The sequence below is a fragment of the Erwinia sp. PsM31 genome (genome assembly GCF_030433775.1).
GTDB classification, from domain to species: Bacteria; Pseudomonadota; Gammaproteobacteria; order Enterobacterales; family Enterobacteriaceae; genus Erwinia; species Erwinia aeris.
In genome coordinates, this window is record NZ_JARUWZ010000005.1 from 82,786 (window position 1) to 94,178 (window position 11,393).

An 11,393-nucleotide genomic window follows, 5' to 3' on the forward strand; every position below is an offset into this window, starting at 1 on the left:
TAAACCTGCTAATCATGATAAACTATGCACTACATTGAACAACTTCCACAACAATAGCGAGCATTCCTATGAAAGCAGGCATTATTGGCGCGATGGAGCAGGAAGTAACCCTGCTGCGCGATAAAATTGAAAACCGTCAGACTATCGCGCTGGCCGGTTGCGAGATCTATACCGGCACGCTGAACGGCGTTGAGGTTGCCCTGCTGAAATCGGGTATCGGCAAAGTTTCTGCGGCGATGGGCACCACGCTGCTGCTGGAGCTGTGCAAACCGGATTTTGTGATCAATACCGGTTCCGCAGGCGGTTTGGCCTCCACGCTGAAGGTCGGCGATATCGTGGTATCCGACGAGGTGCGCTATCACGATGCCGACGTCACCGCTTTCGGCTACGAGCCAGGCCAGATGGCAGGCTGTCCGGCAGCCTTTACGGCCGATGATAAACTGATTGCCGCGGCGGAAAGCTGCATCGCTAAGCTTGGCCTGAACGCCGTACGCGGCCTGGTCGTGAGCGGCGATGCCTTTATTAACGGTGCTGAACCGCTGGCGCGCATTCGTACGACTTTCCCGCAGGCCGTAGGCGTAGAGATGGAGGCGACCGCTATCGCTCACGTTTGCCACCAGTTCGGCACGCCGTTCGTAGTGGTGCGGGCCATTTCCGACGTGGCCGACCAGGAGTCGCATCTGAGCTTTGACGAGTTCCTGAGCGTTGCCGCTAAGCAGTCCTCACTGCTGGTGGAAACGCTGCTGACCCACCTTCGTGGCTAAGCTTTTCGCCCTGTTGCTGCTGCTCTGTTACGGAGCGGCAGCCGCCACGCCCCGCGTTATCACCCTTGCGCCAAACCTGACCGAACTGGCTTTTGCCGCAGGCATCACGCCTGTCGCCGTCAGCGCTTATTCCGACTATCCCCCCGCTGCCGCCGCTATCGAACAGGTGGCGAACTGGCAGGGAATTAACGTTGAACGCATCATCAACCTGAAACCGGACGTGGTGCTTGCCTGGCGCGAGGGAAATCCGCAGCGACAGGTCGATCAGCTGGCAGCCTTCGACATTAAGGTGGTGTGGCTGGCACCAGTCACGATTGGCGAGATGATTGCCGCCGTGCGCGATCTTAAAGCCTTCAGTCCGCACCCGGAACAGGCTGACAGGCAGGCGACGGCGCTACAGCAGCAGTGGGATGATCTGCAGAGGCGCTATCAGCACGCACGCAAAGTGTCGGTGTTTTTACAGTTTGGTCAGCGGCCGCTTTTCACCGCCTCGGGTAATACGCTGCAAAACGAAATCGTACAGCTGTGCGGCGGCGAAAACATCTTTGCCGACAGCCGCGTCGCCTGGCCTCAGGTCAGCCGCGAGCAGGTTTTAATGCGGCATCCGCAGGCCATCGTGACGGGAGGTGACGCCGCCGCCGTCAGCGCCTTCTGGCGGCCACAGCTCAACGCGCAGGTAATTGTAATAAATGATGACTGGCTCAGCCGGCCCGGCCCGCGCATTCTTCAGGCAGCACGGGCATTGTGCAGTCAGTTGCAGCCCTGAGACTGCAGACCCTGTACTAAAGTCGGTTAAAGTTTCAACGAAGATGGTCGTTAACCTAATTACGAGGCGGCAAGGCTGTTATAAGCGCCGCCCGGCATTTCAGGGCTTTTGCCCTTTTACACCAGGAAACTACAGCAATGAAAGCCGTTTATATGGCCTTAGGCCTGATGATGGCAGGTCAGGCGGCTGCTGCTTCCATTACCGGCAGCATTGGCGTCAGGCTGACCATTTACTCCCAATGTCACATTGACGGGCAGAGTACTATCACAGCAAGAACACCTGCAGTGGACTGCGGCCAACAAAGAGCCGCACAGCCGAAAGTCACGCAGACGGCGATTTCGTCTAACCGCGAAACGCGCCAGACGTCGAAACTGGTCACTGTAGAATGGTAAGCGAAAACCCCGGCGGCAACGTCGGGGTTTTTTATTCAGATACTGAAAGAAGAACCGCAGCCGCAGGTGGTTTTGGCGTTCGGGTTAGTCACGATAAAACGCGAGCCTTCCAGCCCTTCGGTATAGTCCACCGAGCCGCCAACCAGATATTGCAGGCTCATAGGATCCACCACCAGCGCCACGCCCGATTTTTCAATCGTCATATCGCCATCGTTGACCTTATCGTCAAAGGTGAAGCCGTACTGGAAACCGCTGCAACCGCCGCCGGTAATATAGACACGCAGTTTCAGATCGGGATTCTCTTCATCTGAGATCAGGTTTTTAACTTTACTGGCCGCTGCTTCGGTAAACTGCAGGGGCAGAGCTACATCTTCACTCATTTCATACTCCATCAGGCACTCGGGCCGGTCAGAATTCGACCATTAATCGCACCATTATCTTACACACCAGTATAGCAATCAAGTATGCGCCTGTTTGTCGGTTGTGGTGTTAGCAGCCGCTGCTACCGCGTCATCGGCCTGCTGCTGTTTTTCCAGCGTGCGCGCCAGCAGCGAGGAGTAAAGCGGTTTGCCGCCGAGAAACTGCGCCAGTAAGGTTGCCCCAAGGCAGGTGATAATCATCGGCAGAATAAGCTGATAATTATCGGTCATTTCCAGTACCAGCACGATGCCGGTGAGCGGCGCCCTGACCGAAGCGGCGAACAGCGCGCCCATGCCCGCAATGGCAAAAGTACCGACTTCCAGCTGATAAGCAGGAAACAGCGAGGCGCTGGCCATGCCGAACGCGGTGCCCAGCAGCGTGCCCAGCGCCAGCATCGGCGCGAAAATACCGCCCGGCGCGCCGGAGCCAAAACAGAGCAGCGTTGTCGCCATGCGGGCGATAAAAATAAACAGCAGCGTGCCCACGGTATAATGACCGGCCGCCGCAATGGGGATCAGCTCAAAGCCGCCGCCTGCAGCCTCCGGCTCGATGACGCCCAGCACGCCGCAAACGCCCCCCAGCACGGCACCGATAATCAGAATTTTTTTCAGGTTGCCGCCGTGGAGGCGCTGAAACATATCCTGCGTTTTAAAAATCAGCGCGTTAAACGCCACGCCGACGATGCCGAAAATCATGCCCAGCAGCAGATAGAGCCAGAGCGTGTTGACCGGCGAGTTGGAAAGTTTACCGACGGCGATCACTGCGTGTTCGCCGTTGAAAATGCGGAACACGATGCTGGACATAATGACGCCGATAAACACGGCCTTGATAGAGATAACGCTGTAGCGAAACTGCAAACGCATCTCTTCGATGATAAACAGAATGCCCGCCAGCGGCGCGTTAAACGCGGCTGAAAGCCCGGCAGCCGCACCGGTAGCCAGCAAAGAGTGGCGGGCCTCGGCGCTTTTCAGGCGGAAAATATCCAGCACCATGCGGCCGATGTTGCCGCCCAGCTGCACCGTCGGCCCTTCGCGTCCCAGCACCATGCCCGCGCCCAGCGTTCCCATGCCGCCGATAAATTTAACGGGGATTACCCGCCACCAGCGCACCGGCCGCAGCTCTTCCAGCGCGCCTTCGATTTCCGGAATACCGGAGCCTGAGGCTTCCGGCGCAAAGCGGCGCACCAGATAGTACCCCACGACGGCCAGCAGTGCGGAAAGGATAAACGCCAGCGGAAACAGCAGGATCCAGTGTTGTTCAACGTCTGCCAGCATTGCCAACCGCCAGTGGCTGACGCTATGCACCGCTTTTTCGAAGGCGACGCCTACCAGTCCGGCCAGCAGGCCGACAATGCCTGCCATAATTAACACCACGACCGGCGTTTTATCGCGTCTTAATAGCAGGCGGAGAAAGTCGCCGCGTCGGGCTGGCACCACGTGTAACTGGTCGGACGAAGAGGTTGTCTGCTGCATAGTCCATTCGTATCAGTTCAGGCGAAGCTGATATTTTACTCATCCCGTCGCGGCTGTCGCCAGGAAAAGCTGATCCTTTCGTGTCAAAAGCGCCAGCGGCCTTTCAACCCGACCGTCTGTTCCCTTAGAATGGCGGGGTTTTTCTTAATGCATCCTCAGGAGCGGAACCATGAGTAAGTCTGAAAATCTGTATGCTCAGGCACAGCAAGTTATTCCCGGCGGCGTCAACTCGCCGGTACGCGCCTTCACCGGCGTTGGCGGCGTACCGCTCTTTATTGAACGCGCTAACGGCGCTTATCTTTACGACGCCGACGGCAAAGCCTATATCGATTACGTCGGCTCCTGGGGACCGATGGTGTTGGGCCATAACCATCCTGCCATCCGTAACGCGGTTATCGAAGCCGTAGAGCGCGGCCTGAGCTTTGGCGCGCCGACCGAGATGGAAGTCAAAATGGCCGAGCTGGTGACCGAACTGGTACCGACGATGGACATGGTGCGGATGGTGAACTCCGGCACCGAAGCAACAATGAGCGCCATTCGCCTGGCTCGCGGTTTTACCCATCGCGACAAAATTATCAAATTTGAAGGCTGCTACCATGGCCACGCCGATCACCTGCTGGTGAAAGCCGGTTCAGGCGCGCTGACCCTCGGCCAGCCGAATTCACCGGGCGTTCCGGCCGATTTCGCCAAGCACACGCTGACCTGCACCTACAACGATCTGGATTCCGTGCGCGCCGCTTTTGAGCAGTATCCGCATGAAATCGCGTGCATCATCGTCGAGCCGGTCGCGGGCAATATGAACTGCATCCCGCCGCTGCCGGAATTTTTGCCAGGCCTGCGCGCGCTCTGCGACGAATTTGGCGCGCTGCTGATTATCGACGAAGTGATGACTGGCTTCCGCGTGGCGCTGGCTGGCGCGCAGGCGCATTACGGCGTGGTGCCGGATTTAACCTGCCTGGGCAAAATCATCGGCGGCGGAATGCCGGTCGGCGCGTTTGGCGGCCGTCGCGAAGTAATGGAAGCGCTGGCGCCGACGGGGCCGGTTTATCAGGCGGGCACCCTTTCCGGCAACCCGATTGCGATGGCAGCCGGTTTTGCCTGCCTGAGCGAGATCGCGAAGCCCGGCACGCACGCCACGCTGACCGACCTCACCACCCGCCTGGCGGAAGGCCTGCTGCAGGCGGCAGAAGAAACCAACATTCCGCTGGTGGTTAACCACGTTGGCGGCATGTTCGGGCTGTTCTTTACCGCAGCCGACCAGGTCACCAGCTATCAGGACGTGACCCAGTGCGACGTGGAGCGCTTTAAGAAGTTCTTCCACCTGATGCTGGAAGAAGGCGTTTACCTCGCCCCTTCCGCTTTTGAAGCGGGCTTTATGTCGCTGGCGCACAGCCAGGAAGATATTCAGCGCACGGTGGACGCCGCACGCCGCAGCTTCGCTAAGCTGGCGTAACGGTAGTCGGGCAGCGCACCAGGCGCTGCCCTTTCCTTCACACCTTCCGCAGCAGATAAACGAAGTAAGGCGCGCCGATAAAGGTCGCCAGCAGTCCCGCCGGCACCTGCGCCGGAAAGGCCACCATCCGTCCGCACCAGTCCGCTATCATCATCAGACCGCCGCCAAGCAGACTGGCGATAAGCAGCTGCGGCAGCGCCCGCCGGAAACCCAGCATCCTTGCGATATGCGGCGCCATCAGCCCGACAAAGCTCAGCGGCCCGATGGTCAGCGTGGCCGCCGCCGTCAGCGCGGCCGCCAGCAGCAGCAGCGCCATCCGCGAGGTTTTCAGCGCCACGCCCAGCGAGCGGGCCGTTTCGCCGCCTAACGGCAACAGCGTCAGCCAGCGACGGCACAGCGGCGTCAGCGCCAGCAGCACGGCCGCCACGATTATCGTCCTGATCGCCTGCTCGCCGCTCACGCTATAGGTCGAGCCGGAGATCCACGTCATCAGCCCGGCCATACGCGGATCGCCGCTGGCCATCAGCAGCAGCAGCAGGGTGGCAAAGGCGGTACTCAGCGCCATGCCCGCCAGCAGCATACGTTCGGGCGAAAAGCCGCCGCGCCCGCCCACAAAGGTAATAATCAGCAGCGTGATTGCCGCGCCCAGGCTGCCCGCAGGCAGCAGCCAGCCGAAGGCGTCGCCGGGCACCAGAAACAACATAATCACCACGCCAAAGGCGGCGCCGGAGCTGATGCCCAGCACTTCCGGGCTGGCCATCGGATTGCCGGTCAGGCGCTGCACCAGGCAGCCAGCCGCGCCCAGCATCATGCCCGTCGCCAGCGCCGCCGCCAGTCTCGGCATTCGCCAGGGCAACAATTGCTGCCACAGTTCGCCGCTTGCCCACGTCCAGCCGTCAGCGCCGCGCCCGAAGCTGAGCGCCACGGCGCCCAGCGCCAACAGCAGCGCCACGCCGCCCAGACACCACAACAGCAGGCCGTGGCGCTCGACCGGCACGCGATCGCCCCGATCCAGCGCGGGCGGCGCGGAAGCGGTACGCAGGCGCGGCAGTAACCACAGCAGCAGCGGTGCGCCAATAATCGCGGTTGCCGTACCGGTCGAAATTTCCTGCCAGCGATCGGTCAGCCAGATCACGCTCTGATCGGCCAGCCACAGCAGCAACATGCCGATAAACGGCGCCAGCAGCATCCGGCTGAGCAGCCGTCTTGCACCCAGCATTTTTGCCAGCAGCGGCGCAAAAAGGCCGATAAAGCCGATCACGCCCGCCGCGTTTACCAGCTGCGCGCTGAGCACGATAGCCAGCGCCAGCACGCTTAAGCGGGCCAGCGACAGCCCCAGCCCCAGATTCTTCGCCACGCCGTCGTCCAGCCCCATCAGCGTCATCGGCCTGCGCAACAGCAGCGCCAGCACAAAGCCCGTCAGCAGCTTCGGCCACAGGAATTCGACGTTGCCCCAGTCCATCTGGTTCAGCGAGCCGGTTCCCCATAAAAAGATATTCTGCAGCCTGTCGTGATTAAACAGGCCGATAAGCTGATTGACCGCGCCACAATAGAGCGACATCACCAGGCCGGCCAGGATCAGCGTGACCGGAGAAAGCCGCTTCCCCCAGGCGATGCCAAACACAATCAGCCCGATGGCCAGCGCGCCGAGCATAGCGGCAAACTGCTGGCCAAATAGCGGCAGGCTCCAGAGCGCGGCAATGGTCAGGCCAAGCTGCGCGCCGGTGGCGACGCCAAGCGTAGTTGGCTCTGCTAATGGATTGCGCAGCACCTGCTGGAAGAGCAGGCCCACCAGCCCCAGCCCGGCGCCCACCAGCAGCGACAGCGCCAGCCTCGGCAGCAGGCTGTAGTGAAACACCATCTGGCTGACGCTTTCGGGACTGGCGGCTTTTATCGCGCTGAACCACAGCGACGGCGCAAGATGCTGGCTGAAGTTATAGCCGGTCAGGCCCAGCGCCAGCGCGAACAGCAGCGTTAATAAGAACACGGGAAAACGCGCGGAATTTTTCATAGCGGCTCCAGCGCCCGATCCAGCGACTGGCAAAAACGCATCGCAGAAAGCGTTGCGCCATAGAACCAGACCTGCGGCACGCGGCGAAAGCGCTGCTGCCGAACAAAATCCATCGCCTGCCAGAGCGGCGTCGCGCTGACCTGCTGCATTAAATTATCGTCTCCGTGCGCAAAACAGATCGCCTCGATGTTTTTTAGCGTCGCCAGCCTTTCCAGCCCGATCACCGCGCTTCCCCAGAAATTGGTTTCGCCCTGCCAGGCGTTTTCCAGCCCCAGCTCGTTCATCACTTCCAGAAACAGGCTGCCCTTGCCAAAAACCAGCGCATGACGCGCATCCAGCAGCGACATCAGCAGCACCGGACGCCGCTTTCGACCGGCAACGCGCTTTCTGGCGGCGGCGATAAAGGCGTCGAACTGTGCCAGATGGCGCTGCGCCTGCGGCACGCGATCGAGACGGTCGGCCAGCTGCATCAGCGACTGCCGCGCCACGGTCAGCGGTTTGCCGCTGGCGTCGTTGAAGGCGAAGCCCATCGCGGGCGCGATTTTCTCAAATTTGTCGTTGGATGGCCCATAGCCGGAAGAGTAAAGAATGAGCGAAGGCCGCATCTGCATCATCAGCTCAAGATTGGGTTCGGTGCGCAGGCCCAGATCCACCGTTGAGGCAGGCAGCTTTGGCTCGCCGACCCAAAGCTGGTAGTTATACATTTCGGCTACGCCCATCGGCGCGACGCCAAGCGCCAGCAGCAGTTCCGTCGGCAGCCACTCCAGCGACACAATGCGCGCTGCGTCAATGCCCGACGCGGCACGGCTGCCGAAGGCGGGCAGCAAAGGCGCAAGCGCCATCGCCATCAGCAGGCGGCGGCGATAAAAATCCGGCATGGAGATTCCTTTAGTAAACAAAACTTACCGGCGTGCCGCCGTCCGGGTGCGGCAGAATGCCCATTGGGATACCGTAAATGGCCTGGAGCACCTCCGGCTGCATAATCGCGTCGGCATCACCCTGCGCAATCATCCCGCCGTTGCGTAAGGCGACCAGGTGGTCACAGTAGCGGGCGGCCATATTGATATCGTGCAGCACGGCGATCACGGTCAGCCCCCGCTCATGGCTGAGCCGCTGGATAAGCGCCAGCACCTCGACCTGATGAGCGATATCCAGCGCGGAAGTCGGTTCATCCAGCAGCAGGCAGCGGCTGTTCTGCGCCACCAGCATCGCAATCCAGGCGCGCTGGCGCTCGCCGCCGGAGAGGCTGTCCACCAGACGCGAGGCGAAAGGTTTCAGGCCCACCAGCGCAATGGCTTCATCGACGCGATCGCGATCTTCGCTGCCGAAGCGGCCCAGCGCGCCGTGCCAGGGATAGCGCCCCATCGAGACCAGCTCCCGCACCGTCATGCCCTCGGCGGCGGGAAGCTGCTGCGGCAGATAGGCGACCTCACGGGCAAAGCGCTTAGCGGGCCACTGCGCCAGCGCTTTATCATTGAGCCGCACTTCGCCGCCGGTCGCGGCGTGATGGCGCCCCAACAGCTTTAACAGCGTGGATTTGCCGGAGCCATTATGCCCAATCAGCCCGCAGACTTTTCCGGCGGGAAAGGTCAGCGACAGCGGCTGGAGCAGGATGCGGCCCGGAACGGCAAATGAAGTTTGATGCAGCGAGAAGGTGCTGTCGGTCAGGTGCGGAGAATGCATAACAATTTTCTGCCTGACGGGCGCGGCGAACCGCGCCCGGTTTGGTTAGAAACGGAAAGTGGCGGTGCCGACGATCTGACGTTCGGCGCCCCAGTAGCAGGCGTAGTCGCGATAGCAGCTGGCGACATAATCCCGATCGAAGAGGTTGTTGACGTTGACGCCAATCGACGAGCCTGGCAGACCAAAACGCCCCAGATCGTACTTCACCACGGCATCGACGGTGGTGTACGCCGCCACGTTGAAGTTCTGATTAGTATCAGGGCCGGTGCTGTACAGGCCTTTGCTCTCGCCAACATAGCGTACGCCGCTTCCCACGGTCAGGCCGGAAAGCGCCGTTTCGTGGAAGGTATAATCGGCCCACAGCGACGCCATATGTTTCGGCACCTGCACCGGCGTTCTGCCTTTCAGCTGCGTATCGTGCGTATATTCCGCGTCGGTATAGGTGTAAGAGGCGATAACGTTAACGTTGGCATTGACCGCCGCCTTCGCTTCCAGCTCGACGCCGCGCGAGCGGATTTCGCCGCTTTGCACGCTGAAATTGGCGAACTCAGGATCGGGATTCGCCGTCAGATTTTTCGTTTTAGTCAGCTGATAGAGCGCGCCGGTGATCACAATCGGGCGGTCTTTCGGCACGTATTTTACGCCAGCCTCGTACTGCTTAGCGCGTGACGGATCGAACGGCTGCCCTTCAGCGGAGGTTCCGGCAGTCGGAATAAAGGATTCGCTGTAGCTGAAATAAGGCGCCACACCGTTATCAAACACGTAGTTCAGGCCGCCGCGCCAGGTGAAAGCCTGGTCGTGGTTTTTCGCCAGCGCGTTGGTATCACGGTTAAACGCCGAGGTCATCGCGTAATCGTAGCGCGCGCCCAGCGTCATGACCCAGCGGTCCCACTCCATCTGATCCTGCGCGTACAGGCCGGTCTGCTCCTGCTTGTTCAGATAGTGATACGGGAAGGTGATCGTGGTGCTGTCGTTGCCGTACTGCGGATCCAGCGCGCTCAGCGGGGAAGCGGTACCGAATCCGGCGTTGATATCGTTGCGGGTACGTTGATAGTCGACGCCCAGCAGCAGCGTATGATCCAGCGCGCCCGTAGCGAATTTCGCCTGCGCCTGGCTATCGACGGCAAACTGGTTCAGCTCTTCTTCAGAACCGGCGTAAGCGCGGGTAATGGCACTGCTGGCGCTGTCGAAACCGTTGCCGTAAATGCTGCGATAGTCGGTGCGCAGATCGGCGTAGCGCAGGTTTTGCCGCACGGTCCAGGTATCGTTAAAGCTGTGCGAGAAGTTATAGCCCACCATTTTGGTGTTGCGGGAGATCTTATTGCTCGCCTCGCCTTCGTCAAAATCGGTGCCCAACTTGTGCTGCCGGCCGTTGGCATCAACGATCGGCACCACGGTACCCTGACGCGGCAGCCAGCCGTAGTAGCCCGTTTCCGGCTCGTTCTGGAAATAGGTTAACAGCGTGAAGTTGGTGTTGGCGTCGGGCTGCCAGCTGAAAGACGGCGCCACGGTATAGCGCTTCTCTTTCTGCATATCCTGCTGCGCGTCCTGACTGCGCGCCAGGCCGGTCAGGCGCCAGGAGTAAACGCCGCCGTCATCCAGCGCGCCGCCGAAATCAAAGCCGGTGGAAAACAGGTTATCCGAGCCCATCTGGAACTGCACTTCGCGCAGCGTTTCCGTGGTCGGACGCTTGCTGACCAGCGCAACTACGCCGCCCGGGTTGCTCTTGCCGTAAAGCACGGATGCCGGCCCGCGCAGCAGCTCCGCGCGCTCCAGAAAATAAGGATCGATAGCGAATTCGGAGTAGTTATCGCCCTGGAGCTTCAGGCCGTCCAGATACTGATTGGTGTTGGTTTCGCTGAAGCCGCGGATGGACAGCGCGTCGATAACCTGCGAGCTGCCGCGGTTGCCGGTCATTACGCCGGGCGCATAGTTAAAGGCTTCCTTAACCGTGCTGACGTTGCGCATCTCGATTTCGTCGCTGGTCACCACCGAAACGGACTGCGGATTTTTTTCAATCGGCGTATCGGTTTTGGTACCGGTGGCGCTGCGTTTAGCGGCGATGGTCGGTGCCGGGCCCCAGGCGTTTTCGCTGGCGGCATCGGCGTTGGCGCTGACGGTAATAGTCTGTTCGCTGGCGGCGAAAGCAGAGGAGGAAAGCGCGACGGCAACAAGGCAGGCCAGTCGGCTTACCGGCAAAGCGGATGATTTCAAAGATGAAATAGCCATTTAGCGTTCTCTGATGAAAAGTAGAATGTAAACGAGAATTATTATTATAACGACAGGATAATAGGCGAATTACCGGCGCTTTCGCAAGAAAAAATCGGGCGCTTTTAGCGCGAATCCGGCGGAGTTCAGGCCAGCATAAAGCAGGGAAAATAAAGCCGTTGTCATGCCGTCGCGCTGAAAAGCCTCTTTTTGCCGGTTTAGTT

10 protein-coding genes are annotated in these 11,393 nt (G+C 60.2%); 4 read left to right on the forward strand and 6 right to left on the reverse strand.

Features of this window, described 5'->3' with window-relative positions; genetic code table 11:
• The first annotated feature begins 68 nt into the window (after positions 1 to 68).
• The 3 genes from mtnN (at position 69) to QCD69_RS06070 (ending at position 1,922) form a co-directional block, all read left to right on the forward strand.
• A complete protein-coding gene (mtnN, locus tag QCD69_RS06060; protein ID WP_301251372.1) occupies positions 69 to 764 on the forward strand; it encodes a 5'-methylthioadenosine/S-adenosylhomocysteine nucleosidase in 696 nt (231 codons plus the stop codon).
• Positions 757 to 1,530, forward strand: a complete 774-nt coding sequence (btuF, locus tag QCD69_RS06065) for a vitamin B12 ABC transporter substrate-binding protein BtuF (RefSeq protein WP_301251373.1) — start codon at positions 757 to 759, stop codon at positions 1,528 to 1,530. The genes mtnN and btuF overlap by 8 nt, the downstream gene beginning before the upstream one ends.
• Before the next feature lie 137 nt (positions 1,531 to 1,667).
• Positions 1,668 to 1,922, forward strand: a complete 255-nt coding sequence (locus tag QCD69_RS06070) for a hypothetical protein (RefSeq protein ID WP_253455201.1) — start codon at positions 1,668 to 1,670, stop codon at positions 1,920 to 1,922.
• A 35-nt stretch (positions 1,923 to 1,957) separates the two neighbouring features.
• On the opposite strand, the gene erpA is transcribed toward QCD69_RS06070, so the two are convergent.
• Complete coding sequence (gene erpA, locus QCD69_RS06075; protein ID WP_125289078.1) at positions 1,958 to 2,302, reverse strand: iron-sulfur cluster insertion protein ErpA; 345 nt, start codon at positions 2,300 to 2,302, stop codon at positions 1,958 to 1,960.
• Positions 2,303 to 2,380: 78 nt separating this feature from the next.
• Positions 2,381 to 3,814 carry a H(+)/Cl(-) exchange transporter ClcA gene (clcA, locus tag QCD69_RS06080; RefSeq protein ID WP_301251374.1) on the reverse strand — a complete coding sequence of 478 codons (1,434 nt, stop codon included), beginning with the start codon at positions 3,812 to 3,814 and terminating at the stop codon, positions 2,381 to 2,383.
• A 169-nt stretch (positions 3,815 to 3,983) separates the two neighbouring features.
• On the opposite strand from clcA, the gene hemL reads away from it, so the two are divergent.
• Positions 3,984 to 5,267: a glutamate-1-semialdehyde 2,1-aminomutase gene (gene hemL, locus QCD69_RS06085; RefSeq protein WP_253455203.1), complete on the forward strand. Its 1,284-nt coding sequence runs from the start codon at positions 3,984 to 3,986 to the stop codon at positions 5,265 to 5,267.
• Positions 5,268 to 5,304: 37 nt separating this feature from the next.
• On the opposite strand, the gene fhuB is transcribed toward hemL, so the two are convergent.
• From fhuB to fhuA, 4 genes are read right to left on the reverse strand one after another with little or no spacing between them, the layout of a single operon-like run.
• Positions 5,305 to 7,278: a Fe(3+)-hydroxamate ABC transporter permease FhuB gene (gene fhuB / locus QCD69_RS06090; RefSeq protein ID WP_301251376.1), complete on the reverse strand. Its 1,974-nt coding sequence runs from the start codon at positions 7,276 to 7,278 to the stop codon at positions 5,305 to 5,307.
• On the reverse strand, positions 7,275 to 8,156 hold the full coding sequence (gene fhuD / locus QCD69_RS06095; protein ID WP_301251377.1) for a Fe(3+)-hydroxamate ABC transporter substrate-binding protein FhuD: 882 nt from the start codon (positions 8,154 to 8,156) through the stop codon (positions 7,275 to 7,277). Before fhuD ends, fhuB begins: the two co-directional genes overlap by 4 nt.
• 10 nt (positions 8,157 to 8,166) lie before the next feature.
• A complete protein-coding gene (gene fhuC / locus QCD69_RS06100) occupies positions 8,167 to 8,961 on the reverse strand; it encodes a Fe3+-hydroxamate ABC transporter ATP-binding protein FhuC (RefSeq protein WP_301251378.1) in 795 nt (264 codons plus the stop codon).
• Positions 8,962 to 9,006: 45 nt separating this feature from the next.
• Positions 9,007 to 11,190: a ferrichrome porin FhuA gene (gene fhuA, locus QCD69_RS06105; RefSeq protein ID WP_301251379.1), complete on the reverse strand. Its 2,184-nt coding sequence runs from the start codon at positions 11,188 to 11,190 to the stop codon at positions 9,007 to 9,009.
• Positions 11,191 to 11,393 lie beyond the last annotated feature (203 nt).